Genomic DNA, 15,469 nt, shown 5'->3' on the forward strand with positions numbered 1-15,469 from the left:
GGCAGTTGGCGGGGCGACAGCCCGGGGAGAATTGGAATACGCCATTCTAAGCCACCCCCGCGCCGTCGCCGCTCGCCTTCGGGCTAGCGCTACTGCCCCGCCTTCACGCCGGATTGCCTGACCACTGGCGCCAGCTTGCCGATCTCCGCCTGGATATAGGCAGCAAACTCCTGCGGCGACGAGCGCTTTGGCTCCGCGCCCTGGGCGGCAAGGCGCTCGCGCACATCCGGCGCGGCCAATGCCTTGCCGATCTCGGCATTGAGCGCATCGACGACTTCCTTCGGGGTGCCGGCGGGCGCCAGCACGCCGAACCAGGAGTCGAACGCGTAGCCGGGGAAGCCGGACTCCGCCACCGTCGGAATATCCGGCAGCGCGCTGGCGCGCCTGGCCGTGGTGACCGCCAGCGCCCGCAGCTTGCCCTGTTTGACGAACGGCATGGCCGATACGCTGGGCGCAAACATCATGTCGCCCCGGCCAGCCATGACGTCGGTCAGCGCTTCGCCCGTGCCCTTGTACGGGATATGGACGATGTCGATGCCGGCCTGCATCTTGAACATCTCGCCGCTCAGGTGCGTAGAGCTGCCGGAACCCGCCGAGTCGAAATTCAGTGCGCCCGGCGTCGCCTTGGCGGCGTTGACGACGTCCCGCACCGATTTGTACTTGCTGCCGGCATTGACCACCAGCACATTGGGGACTGTGGCCACCAGCGAGACCGGTGCGAAGTCCTTCACCGTGTCATACGAGAGCTTGGGATACAGCGTGGCGTTGATGGCGTGCCCGACCGAAACCAGGATCAGCGTGTAGCCATCCGGCGCCGCCTTGGCCACGCCGGTGGCGCCCAGGGTGCCGCCGGCGCCGGGGCGGTTGTCGACGATCACCTGGTAGGTGCCGCCCTCGCCCATCTTGCTGCCGATGATGCGCGCCAGGATGTCGGTGGCGCTGCCCGCCGAGAACGGCACCACCAGCCGGATCGGCTTGCTGGGATATTGCGGTTGCGCGTGGGCCGCGGGTGCGGCCGCCAGCATGAGCGATGACGCCAGCGCCAGCACGGTGCCTTGGATGGATCGAATCATTCTGTGTCTCCTCACATCAGAAGAAGTGCCGCATACCGAGCGCGACCGTCTGCGGGTCTGCACCCGCGCTCACGCCAAGCTCATTGATGGCAAAGTCGTAGATCGCATTGCGCTTGTTGTTGATGCGGCTGTAGTACGCATACAGCGCGGTGCGCTTGGACAGCGGATAGTCGTAGCCGACCGTGATCTGCGTGGCGCCCGTTTCCGCACCGCTGCGGAAGAAGCCCACGGTCTCGGTCGCATTGCCCGCGCCATTGCTGGCAAGGCCAAAGCCGACGCGCACGCTGCCCGGCCCGAGCTTCTGCACCAGCGAGGCGTAGTACCCGTTGCGGGTCAGGTCGCCGGTCGCGGTGCGGTAGTGGAGCCGTTCATAGAGCAGCGCCACGGTGGTGGTGGGGAACTTGTACGAGACGCCCGCCTTCATCGCGTCATCGTTGCGGCCGGCGGTCTGGTAGTGCTGGTGGACTTCATAGGCCAGCGCCACGTTAAGCGGGCCGTTGTCGTAGGCGGCCGAGAACGAATACAAGCCGGGATTGCGCGGTACGGTGGTCTTCTCCTCGTTCACGCCCCACGCCGCGGCACCGCTGAAGCCGGCGAACGACGGCGTCTTGTAGACGATGATGTTCTTCTGCCGGCGGTCGAACGAGCTGGTGTCCTGCACGTTGTCGGAACTGGACGTGGAGCCATTGCCGATCAGCGCCATATAGCCGGCAGTGGTCGGATAGTACGGGTCGTAGGCCAGCGTCGATTCGGTGTATGGGGTCTGCCAGTGCCCCAGGAACAGCGTGCCGGCATCGCCCTGCAGCCCCACCCGCGTATTGCGCCCCGCCACCTGGCCCTGGCCGGTATCGAGCGAGAAATTGCTCTCGATCTGCCAGATCGCTTTCAGGCTGCCGCCCAGGGCTTCTTCGCCGCGCATGCCGAAGACCGAGCGGTTGTTGGTCAGGCGCCCCACGCCGCCAAGGCGGGTACCGTCGGTCGCGGTGTTGGCATAGGAATACTCCAGTGCCGTATTGATGCGCCCGTACAGGGTCACGGCTGACTGCGCGCAGGCCTCGCCGCCACAGCCTGCGGCCATGGCCAGCATGAGCAGATGGCTGCGCTTTCTGATGGATTTCATTTGTCTCCCCTTGGTTTGTCGTGGTTGTTGTGGGCTGGCCGTCTGCTCCGCTTTTTTTGCAATCGTTTGCAGTACGGCCCCGAGAAAATCAGCCCTTGGGATACGGCATCGCCAGCAGCAGCATCGCCGGCCGGTTACCCGGGTTCGACACCTGCCGCGCCTCACCCGGCGCCAGGCGCACGGAATCGAACTGGCCCAGCGTCACGCGCTCGTCGGGCGTGGCGATGCAGACTTCGCCTTCCAGCACGACGTAGTGCTTTTCCACCGGCGAGGCATCCATCGACGTATGGCCGCCCGGCAGCAGCGCCGACACCCCCATCCACAAGGCTTCGGACGGTCCCGCTTCATGCCCTTGCAGGCGCAGGCAGTGCATACCTTCATGATTGGGCGGGAAGTAGGCTGGCGCCTTTGCAAACCGGGTCGTGTTCATGGCTTGAGCACCACGCGTTCGGTAGCGCCTTGCAGGACCGCCCGGTAGGCCTCCTTGGCGTTGGAGAGCGCATAGGTGTAGTCGGAAAGGACCGGGAACGGCCGCAGCGCACCCGAGGCAAACATCGGTGCGAGCTGGTCAAGGATGCCCGCGCAGACGTTGCTGTCCAGCGCAAGGGTGTCGACGCCCACATAGGTGTGCTGGCCACGATAGAAGGCGAAGATGTCGAACGGCACCGGCTTCTCGATGGTCGAGATGAAGATCTGCGCCGCGCCGATCGCCATGGCCTGGTTGGCCTGTTCGAAGTAGGGGCTTCCCACCGTGTTGTAGACGATATCCGCACCGTGTCCGTCGGTCTCTTCGCGCACCACGGCGGCGATGGATTCGCTGCTCGCATCGATCATGCGCACGTCGCCGCTGGCATGGCCGCGATACGCCTCCGCGGTGCGCTCCACGGCAAAGACGCGCGCGCCGAGCGCCGTGGCGATCTGGATCGTTGCCTGCCCCACCTTGCCGTTGCCGCCACACACCAGCACGGTGCTGCCAGCCTGCGGCATGCCTGCGCGGCGCAGCCCTTCATAGGCGGTGATGAAGGGCACCCCCACGGCGCCGGCTTCCAGCAGCGACACCGACGCTGGCTTGGCGCGCACCGCGCTGGCCTGGATGCGCAGATACTTGCCATGCGTGCCGTCGCGTCGGATGCCGAGCTCGCCGCCGCTGCCCCAGACCTGCTGGCCCAGCAGCTCGGAGGGGCCGTCGACCACCAGGCCTGCATAGTCGCGGCCTGGCGTGCGCGGCCAGACCGCATGCGGCATCAGGCCGAGCGTTGCCTTCACGTCGCTCGGGTTCACGCCGGCGCTGGCCACCTCGATGATGACCTGACCCGGCGCCGCTTCCGGGCGCGGCACGCCGAGCAGCTCCAGTTGCAGGGCATCGATATTGGCGGCTTTCTCGCTGACTCGAATGGTGTTCATGGTGCTTCCTTCTTGAAATTTTTAGTTCGGTATGGCCGGGATCAGGCCTCGCGCAGGCCAAGCGTGCGCCGGGCCTCGGCCGACGACGCAATCTCGCCGCCAAGCGACCTGACGATGTCGCGCGCCTTGGCGACCAGCGCCGCGTTGCTTGGCGCCAGCACGCCCTTCTCCAGATAAATGTTGTCTTCCATGCCGACACGCACGTGTCCGCCTGCAAGCCATGCCTGGGCCACGATCGGGAACTCCGCGCGGCCGATGCCGAATGCCGACCAGTGGGCGCCGGCGGGCAGCATGTTGCGTGCGTAGAAGATGGTTTCCGGCGTGGGCGCAAAGCCGTACTTCACACCCAGCACGAAGGTCCACAGGCCGGGGCCGTCCAGCACGCCTTCACGGATGAAGTCGAGCGCCATGTTGAGGTCGCCGGAATCGAAGATCTCCAGCTCGGGCATGACGCCGGCCGCGCGGATCACGCCGGCCATCTTGCGCACGTTGGTGGGCGTGTTGATGACCACGTCGCCGCCGGAGTTCATGGTGTTCAGGTCGAGCGAGCAGACGTCCGGGCGCAGCGCCGCGATGTGCTCGACGCGCTTGGCGGGATGCAGCAGCGTGGTGCCGGGCGCGGCCACGCGCGGCTCGTCCTCGCTCGGCACGAAGCGTCCGCCGGGTCCGGTGGTGAGGTTGATGATCAGCGAGCGGTTGCGCTTGCGGATACGATCGATGACATCGGCGTAGTAGTCGAGCGACATCGACGGGCGCCCCGTTTCAGGGTCGCGCACGTGGATGTGGGCGGCAGCTGCGCCGGCCTCGGCGGCTTCCAGCGCGGCGTCGGCAATCTGGGCCGGCGTGACCGGCAAGCCGGGGTGCTGCTCCGGGGTGACGATATTGCCGGTCACCGCGCAGGTGATGATGGTCTTGCGTGCGTGCATGAGCGAAGGTCAGTGATGGAAATGCGATTGGGTAGACATGGAGGGCCTGGCCTATCCAAGCTGGCGGCCGCCGTCCACGACGATGGTGGTGCCAGTGGCAAAGCGCAGTGAGGTCGCGCAGGCTGCGATGGCATCGGCCACGTCCTGTGCCTGGCCGACACGTTTTAGCGGCGTCGACTTGGCGGCGCGCTCATTGAAACCGCTGTCGCGTCCCGGCACGAAGGCGGTATCGACCACGCCCGGTGAAACGTTCAGCACGCGGATATGCGGCGCCAGCGCGCGCCCGAGCGACATCGCCATGACATCGAGCCCGGCCTTGGCAGCGCAGTACGCAACATTACTGCCCTGCCCCGTGCGGCCGGCGATGGACCCGACATTGACCACCAGCCCGTCGCCATTGGCGCGCAGGTGCGGCGCGAACGCACGGATCGCGGCAAACTGCCCGCGCCAGTTGACGGCAAACAGTTCATCGATCAGCGCATCGTCCAGGGCGTCGAGGTCGGCGTGCGGGATCGCCCGCGTAAAGCCCGCGGTGTTCACCAGGATATCGACGCGGCCGTAGTGATGGCTGACCTCGTCGGCCAGCGCGCGCAGCGAGGCGCTGTCGGCAATCTCGGCCACGGCGGCAAGATGGTTGCCGGCCGGCAAGGCCGCCGCGGCACTGGCCGCCTTGTCGGCGTCGCGCCCGGTCAGCACGACGCTTGCGCCAAGGCGCGCCAGCGTTTCACCGGCGGCAAAGCCGATGGCGCCGGTGCCGCCGAGGATCACGGCCACCTTGCCGGAAAGAGAAGTAGCACTCATGGTTTCGATTGGGAATGGTTCAGAGTAAGTCGATCGGGCCGTCAGTCAATCGGCGGCTTCGGGAAGGTCTGCTCGCCAGGCTCCAGCGTGAAATCGAACGCCAGCGTGTAGAACGGCGCCGGCACATCGCCCCACGGGCTGGGGCCTTGGTGGTGCAGCCGGAGATCGCCAACCAGCTGCCGATGCACGCCGAACGTGACATCGGATTCCAGCTTGTCCGGCGTGTCGGCAAACACCTGGGTGACGAGCGTCCGGTAGCCCGGCGCCGCGACGATGAAATGGATATGCGCCGGCCGGTACGGATGGCGCTGCTGCTCGGCCAGCAAGATGCCTACCGGGCCGTGGGTCGGCACCGGATAGCCGGCAGGCCGTACCGTGCGAAAGTGATAGCCACCGCTTTCATCGGTATGGAAGCAGCCGCGCAGGTTGCGGTCGGGCTGGGTCGGATCCTGGTTGTCATACAGCCCCACCGGCGACGCCTGCCAGATCTCGACCAGCGCGCCTGGCAGCGGCGTGCCATCGGTCGCCCGCACGGTGCCGCTGACCAGCAGCGGCAAGCCGGGCGCGTCGTCCTGCACCACGCAGCCACCGCAGTCATAACGCGGCGCGTTGGCGCGATAGAACGGGCCGAGCAGCGCGCCGGGCGTGCGCCCGTCCCTGGTGCTGTTGTTCATGACTGTCACCAGCGTCGATAGCCCCAGCACGTCGGCAGCCAGGACAACCTCGTTGTGTTTGGCATTGGTCGCATGGCCCAGGCTGGCGATATACCCCAGGGCCAGCTCGAATTCCTCGTCGGACAGCCGCACCTCGGACAGGAACCCGTGAAGGTGCCGCACCAGCGAATCCATGACGAAGCGCAGGCGGGGATTGGTGGTATTGGCCATGGCCGCCTGCACCACGCCTGTCACCGAGTGTTCGTCCTCGATCAGCGCCAGACGCTCGCCTTGTGGCGCCTGCCGCTCGCTGGAAGTTTCCATGTTTTGTCTCCTTTGCAAACGTTTGCATTATCGGCGGTTCCGACGGATGGTCAAGGCCGAAATTGGTCACCAACCCGACTTGCAACGGCTGCCGCATGACCACAATCACAATCAAAACAAGGGCGTACGGAGGACTTTCAGGAGAAACCCTAGGTGCATGCAGAGGCGCAGAATGTGGCGCATAGGCCTGTCCGAGTCCCCTGCCGATGCGGCTCTCCAACCCGTTCGCGCATGAATTTGTACCCGTCTGTATCACGCAGCCGCAACGATACGTGTTCCGACAGAGACACCCCTCATGCGCTACGGGCCAGATACATCGATCGCCTTAAATGCATTCCGTGGCCCGGCGGCGAACCTCAACGAAGCCAGTCCCTGCCGCGCAATACCGAACCCAACCCTTAAGGAAATCGATCATGACTACCCACATCGCCAAGCGTTTTGTCTTCGCCATCGCCCTGGTTGCCGCCGCTGCCGGTGCGCAGGCCGCCGCACTGTCCCAGGCGGGCGCGCGAGACCCCTTCACCGACGGTGCCCGCTCCGTGCAAGAGGCACGCAGCCCGTACAGCGATGGCGCGCGTGCCATCGACCCGTTCACGGACGGTGCGCACAACGTTGATCCGTACTACGACGGCGCACGCACCCTGTCCGGCCTGGACCGCACCGGCGTTTCAGCGGACCCGGCGCGCAGTGTCGACCCCTATCTTGACGGCGCCTACGCCTGAACCCCAACTCTCTGAATGACCAAGGAACGCATCATGACCCGTATCGAAAAAGTGCTGTACACCGGCAAAGTCCACATCACCGCAGGCGGACGCGACGGCGAAGCCCACAGCGACGACGGCCGGCTGAACCTTCAACTGTCCTCGCCGGGCACCAAAGGCCCGGGCACGAACCCGGAGCAATTGCTCGCCGCGGGATGGTCGGCGTGCTTTATCGGCGCGATCGGGCTGGCCGCCGGCAAGATGAAAGTGAAGCTGCCGGCCGAGCTTTCGGTCGACGCCGAAGTTGACCTGGGCAGCGCTGGCGAGGCCTATTTGCTGCAGGCCCGGCTCAATGTCCACATCCCCGGCATCGACCGTGAAGTGGCCCAGGCACTGGTGGATACCGCGCACCGGACCTGCCCGTACTCGAAGGCCCTGCACGGCAGCATCCACGTCGAAACCAAGCTGGTCTGATGCACACGGTGACCTGCCTGAGGCATCGGGCGGGTCATCTTCCAGAACCGAAGCGGACCCGCTATCCGGCGCAGTCGCGTTCCATGCGACGTTCTAGCGTTTGCGCGCGAAGAGACTCGGTGGCTGGCCGACGTGCCGGCTGAACGCGGTGCTGAAGGTACTTGCCGAGCCGTAGCCGACCCGTTCGGCAACCTCGGCGATCCCGAAGTCATGGCGACGGAGCAGGTCCTTCGCCACAGCCATGCGCCAGGCGATCAGGTATTCCATCGGTGGCATTCCCACGGCGCGCGTGAAGCGCTCAAAAAAGGTCGAGCGCGAGAGCGCGGCCTTCTTTGCCAGTTGGGCCACTGTCCACGCGCGCGCGGGATCGGCGTGCATCTGCCGCATCGCTGACGCGAGTCGGGCATCGGCCAGGCCGCGCAGCAAGCCCGGGGGCGCATCCTCCCCCGACGTTGAGCGCAGCGCTTCGATCAGCAGCACCTCCACCAGGCGCGTGAGCACCAGCTCGCGCCCCGACCTCCGTTCACCCGATTCCTCGCCGACGAGCCGAACGATGGCCGAAAGCCGCTCGGCGCCGCGCACATGCACCAGCGCCGGCAACAGCGACACCAGTAACGCGGCATTGGACGAGTCGAAGACAAAGTAGCCGCCGAGCAGGCGCACATCGGGACGTCCACCGCGCCTGCCGTGACGGACTTCGCCCATCGGCGCGGATGTCACCTTGGGGTCGATGCGCTCGGGCGCCACCGGCTCAAAACCCGACAAGGTGAAGCCCGGCGTTGCCGGCAGAAGCACGAAGTCGCCCGCCTCAAGCGTGAGGGCATGGTGGCCGTCGACGGCGAGACGACAGCTGCCCTCGAGCACGGCGCAGAAGCTTGGCTGGCCGAAGTCAGCGTAGCGAACCCCCCAGCGGCCGGCGCCGCTGATGGACTTGGAGAACACGGCACGCGGCTGAAGCAGCGAAATGACTTCTGACAGGGGATCGCTCATCGCCGGACGATTGCAAATGAAATCTGGACTTTTCATTGTAGGCAGTCCGTCGCAGCCCCGCTATCGTTGCCGACATCAAAACCACCACCGAAACCCTCATGAAAACCGTGCTGATTACCGGCTGCTCCTCTGGCTATGGCCTTGAAACCGCGCGCCACTTCCACGCGCAGGGCTGGAACGTCATCGCCACCATGCGAACGCCGAACGATGACCTGTTGCCCCGATCCCACCGGATCCGCGTGCTGGCGCTCGACGTGACGAAGCCCGACAGCATCGCCGCTGCGCTTGCAGCGAGCGGGCCCATCGACGTGCTAGTCAACAACGCGGGCATCGGCCTGTTTGGCGCCTTCGAGGCCACGCCGATGGCCACGACGCGCGAGGTGTTCGAGACCAACACCTTCGGCGTGATGGCGATGACCCAGGCGGTGCTGCCCCAGTTCCGTGCGCGCAGGTCGGGCGTGGTGGTAAACGTGACCTCGAGCACGACGCTGGCGCCGATGCCGATGGTGGCCGTCTACACCGCGAGCAAGATGGCCATCGAAGGCTTCACCGAGTCGCTCGCGTTCGAGCTCGAAGCGTTCAACGTGAGCGTGAAACTGGTCGAGCCAGGCTATGGACCGACCACGCGCTTTACCAGCAACGGGGGACCGCGCATGGAGGGCCTGATCCCAGAGGCATACGCGTCTTTCGCGCAGCGCATCTTTGCTTCACTCTCGCAGCCGGCAGCGGTGACAACCGAGGCCGATGTGGCCGAAGCGGTTTGGCGTGCCGCCAAAGATAGGTCCGGGCTGCTTCGGTTTCCGGCAGGTGCCGATGCGGTAGCGCTGGCTCATTTGAGATAAGAGGCGAAGGGCGTCTCGCCGCACGAGGTATCGGAGCCCAATCACGGCCTCGCGCAATCGGATGGCCCGGATGCTGGCACATCCCGACACGCCCGAGGCATAATCGTGAAACTGGTTTCACCGAGACCCGAACCCTATGCCGCGCCCCGTTATCCGACCTGTGTCCGACCAGAAACCCGCAGAGAAACTTACCATCCAGGACGTTGCCGACTATGCGGGCGTCTCCAAGGCAACCGTATCGCGCTACCTGAACCGGGGCGGCGAGCAGTTGTCCGCGGACGTGGAGGCGCGCGTGGCCGCGGCCATCCGCGCGCTCGGCTATAGCCCCAGCCCGATGGCGCAGGGGCTCAAGCGCGGCAAGTCGCGCCTGATCGGCCTGGTGGTCGCCGATGTCTCCAATTCATTCTCGGTGGCCGTGCTGCGCGGCGTTGAGAAGGCCTGCCGCGACGCCGGCTATATGGTGATGCTGTTCAACCTCGGCAATGACGAGCAACTGGAGCGCGAAGCCATTCGCTCGCTGTCGGCCTACCGGGTCGAGGGCTTTATCCTGCATACGCTGGGCCACGATGCCGGCGCCCTGGCCGATGCGGCGCAGTTGGGCAAGCCAGTGGTGCTGGTCGACCGCAAGGTCGGCGACGCCGAAGTCGACCTGGTGGCCCTGGACAACCAGACCGCCGTCCAGGAAGCCGCCGGCCATCTGGTCGAAGCCGGCTACCGGCACCTGCTCTTCATCAGCGAGCCGATCAAGGCCATCAGCTCGCGCAATGAGCGGGCGCGCGCGTTCCAGGCCTTTGTCGCCGAACACGCGGACACGGTTGGCGGGACCGTTTTTGAAGCCCAGAGAGGTGACGACGATGCCCTGGATGAAGCGCTCCGCGCGCTGCGCCGTGGCGCCGGACAGGCACCCGTTGCCGTGCTGGCGGCCAACGCGGTGATCTCGCTGCGCGTGGCCGCATCAGCCGCCAGACTGGGGTGGCAACTTGGCGCCGACCTGGGCCTGATCGGTTTCGATGATCCGGAATGGGCTGCACTGGTTGGTCCTGGCCTCAGCGCCATTTCCCAGCCCACCGACGATATCGGGCGCGTCGCCACCAACTGCCTGATCGAGCGCCTGCAAGGCGCGCAACTGCCGCCGCGCCGGGTGCTGTTGCCCGGCACGCTGGTCACGCGCGGATCCACCCGCCGCGCCTGATTGCAGAGCCCTTCCCCGCCGGCGTCCGCCGTGCCCGCCTGATCCACGCCTGCACCCGCTTCGCACGGCCTGCGGGTGCCTGACGTGCCTGTTTCCGCATCCGCCAAACGCAGTTTTTGACCGTAAGGGTTTCCACTGCTGGATCTCTGAAACCGGTTTCCTATAATCCTGAAACCGGTTTCAAGACGGTGCTTGCCAAACGCTGCGACGCCAGCGACACATTCCATAACCGTGCAGGAGACATTGATGAACGTCCAACGCTTGTTGCGCCGCGTAGCCGCGCCCGTGCTGACTCTACTGGTCCTGACCAGCGCCGCTTTCACCGCCCAGGCGCAGACCGTCGCCGAGATCGTCAAGAAGGGCAAGGTCACCATCGGCGTGGTGACCGGCGCCCCGCCCTTCGGCACCACGGACGCCACCGGCAAACCCGCCGGCTATGACGTCGACGTGGCCAACCTGCTGGGCAAGTACCTGGGCGTTCCGGTCGATATCGTTCCGCTCACCTCGCCCAGCCGGATTCCGGCGCTGGAGGCCGGCAAGGTCGATTTCCTGGTCGCCACGCTGGCGCCGACGCCCGAGCGGGCGCGGGCCATCATGTTCAGTGCGCCCTACAGCGCGTTCGAGCTGACCATCTTTGCTCCCGTCGCTGCCAAGTACGCCAAGCTGACTGAGCTCGGGAAGAAGAAGGTAGGCGTGACGCGCGGCACCACGCAGGACAGCGCGCTGACCCGCCTGGCCGTGCCCGGCATGAACATCGTCCGCTTCGAGGACGATGCCACCTGCGCGCAGGCCCTGATCAGCAACCAGGTAGAAGCCATTGCCCTGCCCAATACCACCGGCAACGAGATCATGAAGGCGCGCGGCGCCGGCAAGTTCGACGCCAAGTTCGCGTTCTCGGTGCAACCCAATTCGATGGCCGTGCGCCGCGACGCCTTCGAGCTGCGCCAATGGCTCAACACCACCATCTCCTACGTCAAGCTTAACGGCGAACTCGACGCCATTGCGCAGAAGTGGACCGGCAAGTCGCTGCCCGCGCTGCAAGCGTTCTGAACCAGGCCGTCTGAGGCTGCGCGCCGGCGCCAGCCGGCGCGCCAGGAGACCCGCATGAACTACCAATTCGAATGGACCCCGGTGTTGTCGCAGCTGGATCGCTTCGCGGAAGGCGCGGCGATGACGCTGGCGCTCAGCTTCGGCTCGATCCTGCTTGGCACCGCGGTCGGCACCGCCGGCGCCATTGCCGCCGCTTTTGGCAGCCCCTGGCTGCAGCGTGCCACCAGGGCATATGTCGAAGCCATCCGCAACACGCCCTTCCTGATCCAGCTCTTCATCATCTTCTTCGGCTTGCCCACCGTTGGCCTGCAGATCGATGCCGTCACCGCCGCGGTGATTGCGATGACCGTCAACCTCGGCGCTTACTCGACGGAAATCATCCGGGCCGGTCTGCAGGCGGTGCACCGTTCGCAGCTTGAAGCCGCCGCCGCGCTGGGCATGACACGCTGGCAGCTGATCCGCCACGTCGCGCTGGTGCCGGCCTTCGAGAAGGTCTATCCGGCCCTGACCAGCCAGTTCACGCTGATGATGCTGACGTCGAGCGTGGTGTCGACGATCTCGGTGGAAGAGCTGACGGCGGTCGCCAGCCAGGTCGATTCGCAGACCTTCCGCACCTTCGAGAGCTACATCCTCGTCATGTTCATCTATATCGGGCTGGCACTGCTGCTGCGCGCCATGTTCGGGCTGATCGGCAACCTGGTGTTCAAGCGGCGCCGCGTGGTGGCGCGCGCACGAAAGCTGGCCCGCACAGCCCCGGTCATGCCGCTGGCGCAGGCGGATCTGACGGCAGCGGTTGCAGGGAGCGCGAAATGATCACCGAGTTTTCCTGGAATCATCTTGAAATCCTGCTGCTGGCGGCACGCTGGACGCTGTGGGTGACCCTGCTCGCCTTCGTCGGCGGCACGCTGGCCGGTTTCCTGGTGGCGCTGGCGCGTACCTCCAGAAGCCCGCTGCTGCGCCTGGCCAGCACGGCCTATATCCAGGTCGTGCAAGGGACGCCGGTGCTGATCGTGCTGTTCCTGAGCTACTACGGACTCTCCGTGCTCGGGCTCAAGCTGTCGCCGATGGTCGCGGCCATGCTGGCGATGTCGATCTACGCCAGCGCCTATCTTGGCGAGATCTGGCGCGGCTGCATCGAAGCCGTGCCGCAAGGACAGTGGGAAGCCAGCGAAGCGCTCGCCCTCACCCGCTGGCAGCAGCTGCGCCACGTGGTGCTGCCGCAGGCGGTACGGCTGGCCTTGCCGCCCACGGTGGGGTTCTCGGTCCAGCTGGTCAAGAACACCTCGATCACTTCCATCATCGGCGTCATCGAACTGACCCGCGCCGGCCAGCTGATCAACAACGCGACCTTCCAGCCCTTCGCGGTCTTCGTCGTCGTCGCACTTGTCTACTTCGCGCTCTGCTTCCCGCTTTCGGCGGCGGCCCGGCGCATGGAAAGGAGGTTCCATGTCAATCGTTGAAGCACAAGGCGTCCACAAGTCTTATGGCGCCGTCGAAGTCCTGAAGGGCGTGTCGTTTGCGATCGAGCCTGGCCAGGTGGTCGCCATCATCGGCCGCAGCGGCTCCGGCAAGAGCACCATGCTTCGTTGCCTGAACGGCCTGGAGACGATCAACGCCGGCAACATCACCGTCGCCGGGCACAAGCTGGATCACGACCGCAAGCGCTTGCTCGACCTGCGCCGCGACGTGGGCATGGTGTTCCAGAGCTACAACCTGTTTCCGCACCTGACCGCGGGCGAGAACATCGCGCTGGCGCCGTCCATCGTGAAGAAGATGGCCGCAAGCAAGATCGACGGCATCGTCGACCAGGTGCTGACCCAGGTCGGACTGCTCGACAAGAAGGACTGCTACCCCGAGCAACTGTCGGGCGGCCAGCAGCAGCGCGTGGCCATCGCCCGTTCGCTGGCGATGGAGCCCAAGGTGATGCTGTTCGACGAGGTCACCTCCGCGCTCGACCCCGAGCTGACGGCGGAAGTGCTTCGGGTCATGGAAACCCTGGCCGCCTCCGGCATGACCATGGTGCTGGTCACGCATGAGATGGAATTCGCGCGCCGCATGGCGCATACCACCATCTTCATGCACCAGGGCAAGGTGCACGAGGCGGGCCCGTCGCAGGCGCTGTTCGCGCAGCCGCGGACACCGGAACTGCAGCAATTCCTCAGCGCGGGAGCACTGAAATGAGCCAGTGGCAAGCAGATGGTGCTTCGCGCCCGCCGGTGCTGATCTCGCTGACGGCCTATGGCGCCGACCTCGCCCTTCGCGACGGGCAGGCTGCGCTCGCGCGGATTGCCGCGGCAGCCGGCGCGGACGGCGTGGAATTCCGCGGCGAACTCCAGCGCGGGCACAAGGATGAAGTCATTGAACAGCGCGAGGTCGCCCAGCAGCATGGGCTGAGCGTGGTCTGGTCCAGCCCGGAAGGCCTCTGGAATGACGCAGGCAGCCTCGATGCCGCCGCGCTCGACCGTGCCTTCACCACCGCGCTGGCGCTCGGTGCGACCCGGGTCAAGATGTCGCTTGGCGGCTATCGGGAAGGCATGGCGCTGGAAGCATTGCTTCCCTGGCTGCGGCACGATGGCATCGAACTGGTCGTGGAAAACGACCAGACCGCCCAGGCCGGCACCGTGCCGCCGCTGCGCGACTTCTTCGCGCGTACCAGGGCGCTCAGCAAGACCGTGCCGATGACCTTCGACATGGGCAACTGGCACTGGACCGGCGAAGACCCACTCGACGCCGCGCAGGTCCTCGGCGCCGGCGTCGGCTACGTGCACTGCAAAGGCGTGCAGCGCACGCCTGCCAAATGGATCGCGGTGCCGCTTGACCAGTCGGCGGCACCCTGGCGCAGCGTCTTGCGCCGCCTGCCCACGCACGTTGCGCGTGCGATCGAATTCCCGCTGCAAGGCGAAGATCTGGTGCAGGTCACGCGCGGTCATGTCGAACTGCTGCGTTCGGTGGAGGTCCCCGCATGAGCACCGATCTTGACGTAGTCACCCTGGGCGAGGCGATGCTGATGCTGGTCGCCGGCGAAGCCGGGCCGCTCGAAGGCGCGCAGACCTTCCACAAGCGCACCGCCGGTGCCGAGACCAACGTGGCCATCGGCCTGTCGCGCCTGGGCCTGAAGGTCGGATGGGCCAGCCGGTTGGGCGACGACTCGATGGCCCGCTACCTGCTCGGTGAAGTGCAGCGCGAAGGCGTGGATTGCAGCCAGGTGGTGTGCGCGCCCGGTGAACGCACCGGCTTCCAGTTCAAGGGCCGGGTCGACGACGGCAGCGATCCTCCCGTCGAATACCACCGCCGCGGCTCGGCGGCGAGCCGCATGAACCCGGAACACCTCGACGGCAGGTGGCTGCGGCGCTCGCGGCATCTGCACGTCACCGGCGTGTTCCCCGCGCTGGCCGCAGGCACGCAGGCTGCCACGCGCCAGGCCATCGCCACCATGCAAGCCGCCGGCCGCACGATCTCGTTCGATCCCAACCTGCGGCCCACGCTGTGGGCCACGCCCGAGTTGATGCGGGAGACGCTGAACGACCTGGCGCAGCAGTGCGACTGGGTGCTGCCCGGCATCGAAGAGGGCCGCTTTCTCACCGGCCACGCCGAGCCGGAACGCATTGCCGCCTTCTACCGTGCGCGCGGCGCCAGGCTGGTGGTGGTGAAGCTTGGAGCCGACGGCGCCTATTTCGATGGCGAAGGCGGCACCGGCCATGTCGAGGCATTCAGCGTCGAGCGTGTCGTCGACACCGTTGGTGCCGGCGATGGCTTTGCCGTGGGCGTGATCAGCGCGCTGCTGGAGGGCCGGTCAGTAAGCGACGCCGTCCGGCGCGGCGCCTGGATCGGCGCCCGCGCGGTGCAGGTGCGGGGCGATACCGAAGGCCTGCCGACCCATGCCCAGCTGGCGGCCGCCAGTTTGTGAAGCCACAGCAAG

18 protein-coding genes are annotated in these 15,469 nt (G+C 66.2%); 10 read left to right on the top strand and 8 right to left on the bottom strand.

The window, feature by feature from the left end:
- Window positions 1-89: 89 nt before the first annotated feature.
- The 7 genes from CNE_RS26540 to CNE_RS26570 form a co-directional block, all read right to left on the bottom strand.
- Window positions 90-1,073: a tripartite tricarboxylate transporter substrate binding protein gene (locus CNE_RS26540; RefSeq protein ID WP_013953379.1), complete on the bottom strand. Its 984-nt coding sequence runs from the start codon at window positions 1,071-1,073 to the stop codon at window positions 90-92.
- A 16-nt stretch (window positions 1,074-1,089) separates the two neighbouring features.
- Window positions 1,090-2,193 carry a porin gene (locus CNE_RS26545; protein ID WP_013953380.1) on the bottom strand — a complete coding sequence of 368 codons (1,104 nt, stop codon included), beginning with the start codon at window positions 2,191-2,193 and terminating at the stop codon, window positions 1,090-1,092.
- A gap of 88 nt (window positions 2,194-2,281) precedes the next feature.
- Window positions 2,282-2,623 carry a cupin domain-containing protein gene (locus CNE_RS26550; protein WP_013953381.1) on the bottom strand — a complete coding sequence of 114 codons (342 nt, stop codon included), beginning with the start codon at window positions 2,621-2,623 and terminating at the stop codon, window positions 2,282-2,284.
- Complete coding sequence (locus CNE_RS26555; RefSeq protein WP_013953382.1) at window positions 2,620-3,597, bottom strand: quinone oxidoreductase family protein; 978 nt, start codon at window positions 3,595-3,597, stop codon at window positions 2,620-2,622. Before CNE_RS26555 ends, CNE_RS26550 begins: the two co-directional genes overlap by 4 nt.
- A 41-nt stretch (window positions 3,598-3,638) precedes the next feature.
- Window positions 3,639-4,523 carry a BKACE family enzyme gene (locus CNE_RS26560; RefSeq protein ID WP_013953383.1) on the bottom strand — a complete coding sequence of 295 codons (885 nt, stop codon included), beginning with the start codon at window positions 4,521-4,523 and terminating at the stop codon, window positions 3,639-3,641.
- Between the two features lie 51 nt (window positions 4,524-4,574).
- Window positions 4,575-5,324: an SDR family NAD(P)-dependent oxidoreductase gene (locus CNE_RS26565; protein WP_013953384.1), complete on the bottom strand. Its 750-nt coding sequence runs from the start codon at window positions 5,322-5,324 to the stop codon at window positions 4,575-4,577.
- Between the two features lie 41 nt (window positions 5,325-5,365).
- Window positions 5,366-6,301, bottom strand: coding sequence for a dioxygenase family protein (locus tag CNE_RS26570; RefSeq protein ID WP_013953385.1), 936 nt, complete (start codon window positions 6,299-6,301; stop codon window positions 5,366-5,368).
- A 413-nt stretch (window positions 6,302-6,714) separates the two neighbouring features.
- Here CNE_RS26570 and CNE_RS26575 point away from each other — a divergent pair, with 413 nt between their 5' ends.
- Both CNE_RS26575 and CNE_RS26580 read left to right on the top strand, forming a co-directional pair.
- The gene (locus tag CNE_RS26575; protein WP_013953386.1) at window positions 6,715-7,023 is read left to right on the top strand and encodes a hypothetical protein; all 309 of its coding nucleotides are present in this window, start codon (window positions 6,715-6,717) and stop codon (window positions 7,021-7,023) included.
- 33 nt (window positions 7,024-7,056) lie between these two features.
- A complete protein-coding gene (locus CNE_RS26580; protein WP_041228915.1) occupies window positions 7,057-7,476 on the top strand; it encodes an organic hydroperoxide resistance protein in 420 nt (139 codons plus the stop codon).
- A 93-nt stretch (window positions 7,477-7,569) separates the two neighbouring features.
- Here the strand turns inward: CNE_RS26580 and CNE_RS26585 are convergent, their stop codons facing one another.
- The gene (locus tag CNE_RS26585; protein ID WP_193351071.1) at window positions 7,570-8,466 is read right to left on the bottom strand and encodes an AraC family transcriptional regulator; all 897 of its coding nucleotides are present in this window, start codon (window positions 8,464-8,466) and stop codon (window positions 7,570-7,572) included.
- A 98-nt stretch (window positions 8,467-8,564) separates the two neighbouring features.
- On the opposite strand from CNE_RS26585, the gene CNE_RS26590 reads away from it, so the two are divergent.
- The 8 genes from CNE_RS26590 (at window position 8,565) to CNE_RS26625 (ending at window position 15,457) form a co-directional block, all read left to right on the top strand.
- Window positions 8,565-9,308, top strand: coding sequence for an SDR family oxidoreductase (locus CNE_RS26590; protein WP_013953389.1), 744 nt, complete (start codon window positions 8,565-8,567; stop codon window positions 9,306-9,308).
- A gap of 136 nt (window positions 9,309-9,444) precedes the next feature.
- Window positions 9,445-10,500 (top strand): LacI family DNA-binding transcriptional regulator, encoded by a 1,056-nt coding sequence (locus CNE_RS26595; RefSeq protein WP_013953390.1) that lies wholly within the window; start codon window positions 9,445-9,447, stop codon window positions 10,498-10,500.
- Window positions 10,501-10,746: 246 nt separating this feature from the next.
- Entirely contained in the window at window positions 10,747-11,550 is an 804-nt protein-coding gene (locus tag CNE_RS26600) for a transporter substrate-binding domain-containing protein (RefSeq protein WP_013953391.1), read from the top strand.
- 54 nt (window positions 11,551-11,604) lie between these two features.
- Window positions 11,605-12,363, top strand: coding sequence for an amino acid ABC transporter permease (locus tag CNE_RS26605; protein WP_013953392.1), 759 nt, complete (start codon window positions 11,605-11,607; stop codon window positions 12,361-12,363).
- On the top strand, window positions 12,360-13,010 hold the full coding sequence (locus CNE_RS26610) for an amino acid ABC transporter permease (protein ID WP_013953393.1): 651 nt from the start codon (window positions 12,360-12,362) through the stop codon (window positions 13,008-13,010). Before CNE_RS26605 ends, CNE_RS26610 begins: the two co-directional genes overlap by 4 nt.
- Window positions 12,997-13,731 (top strand): amino acid ABC transporter ATP-binding protein, encoded by a 735-nt coding sequence (locus CNE_RS26615; RefSeq protein WP_013953394.1) that lies wholly within the window; start codon window positions 12,997-12,999, stop codon window positions 13,729-13,731. Before CNE_RS26610 ends, CNE_RS26615 begins: the two co-directional genes overlap by 14 nt.
- Window positions 13,728-14,516: a sugar phosphate isomerase/epimerase family protein gene (locus CNE_RS26620; protein WP_013953395.1), complete on the top strand. Its 789-nt coding sequence runs from the start codon at window positions 13,728-13,730 to the stop codon at window positions 14,514-14,516. Before CNE_RS26615 ends, CNE_RS26620 begins: the two co-directional genes overlap by 4 nt.
- Window positions 14,513-15,457 carry a sugar kinase gene (locus tag CNE_RS26625; RefSeq protein WP_013953396.1) on the top strand — a complete coding sequence of 315 codons (945 nt, stop codon included), beginning with the start codon at window positions 14,513-14,515 and terminating at the stop codon, window positions 15,455-15,457. The genes CNE_RS26620 and CNE_RS26625 overlap by 4 nt, the downstream gene beginning before the upstream one ends.
- Window positions 15,458-15,469: the final 12 nt, after the last annotated feature.

Origin of the sequence: Cupriavidus necator N-1 (assembly GCF_000219215.1) — a bacterium.
Taxonomy (GTDB): Bacteria; Pseudomonadota; Gammaproteobacteria; order Burkholderiales; family Burkholderiaceae; genus Cupriavidus; species Cupriavidus necator.

Coding starts and splice junctions, on each gene's coding strand:
- CNE_RS26555 (WP_013953382.1), bottom strand. CDS start 3,597: ATGAACACCATTCGAGTCAGCGAGAAAGCCGCCAATATCGATGCCCTG.
- CNE_RS26540 (WP_013953379.1), bottom strand. CDS start 1,073: ATGATTCGATCCATCCAAGGCACCGTGCTGGCGCTGGCGTCATCGCTC.
- CNE_RS26610 (WP_013953393.1), top strand. CDS start 12,360: ATGATCACCGAGTTTTCCTGGAATCATCTTGAAATCCTGCTGCTGGCG.
- CNE_RS26620 (WP_013953395.1), top strand. CDS start 13,728: ATGAGCCAGTGGCAAGCAGATGGTGCTTCGCGCCCGCCGGTGCTGATC.
- CNE_RS26625 (WP_013953396.1), top strand. CDS start 14,513: ATGAGCACCGATCTTGACGTAGTCACCCTGGGCGAGGCGATGCTGATG.
- CNE_RS26560 (WP_013953383.1), bottom strand. CDS start 4,523: ATGCACGCACGCAAGACCATCATCACCTGCGCGGTGACCGGCAATATC.
- CNE_RS26565 (WP_013953384.1), bottom strand. CDS start 5,324: ATGAGTGCTACTTCTCTTTCCGGCAAGGTGGCCGTGATCCTCGGCGGC.
- CNE_RS26545 (WP_013953380.1), bottom strand. CDS start 2,193: ATGAAATCCATCAGAAAGCGCAGCCATCTGCTCATGCTGGCCATGGCC.
- CNE_RS26595 (WP_013953390.1), top strand. CDS start 9,445: ATGCCGCGCCCCGTTATCCGACCTGTGTCCGACCAGAAACCCGCAGAG.
- CNE_RS26570 (WP_013953385.1), bottom strand. CDS start 6,301: ATGGAAACTTCCAGCGAGCGGCAGGCGCCACAAGGCGAGCGTCTGGCG.
- CNE_RS26585 (WP_193351071.1), bottom strand. CDS start 8,466: ATGAGCGATCCCCTGTCAGAAGTCATTTCGCTGCTTCAGCCGCGTGCC.
- CNE_RS26605 (WP_013953392.1), top strand. CDS start 11,605: ATGAACTACCAATTCGAATGGACCCCGGTGTTGTCGCAGCTGGATCGC.
- CNE_RS26550 (WP_013953381.1), bottom strand. CDS start 2,623: ATGAACACGACCCGGTTTGCAAAGGCGCCAGCCTACTTCCCGCCCAAT.
- CNE_RS26580 (WP_041228915.1), top strand. CDS start 7,057: ATGACCCGTATCGAAAAAGTGCTGTACACCGGCAAAGTCCACATCACC.
- CNE_RS26615 (WP_013953394.1), top strand. CDS start 12,997: ATGTCAATCGTTGAAGCACAAGGCGTCCACAAGTCTTATGGCGCCGTC.
- CNE_RS26600 (WP_013953391.1), top strand. CDS start 10,747: ATGAACGTCCAACGCTTGTTGCGCCGCGTAGCCGCGCCCGTGCTGACT.
- CNE_RS26575 (WP_013953386.1), top strand. CDS start 6,715: ATGACTACCCACATCGCCAAGCGTTTTGTCTTCGCCATCGCCCTGGTT.
- CNE_RS26590 (WP_013953389.1), top strand. CDS start 8,565: ATGAAAACCGTGCTGATTACCGGCTGCTCCTCTGGCTATGGCCTTGAA.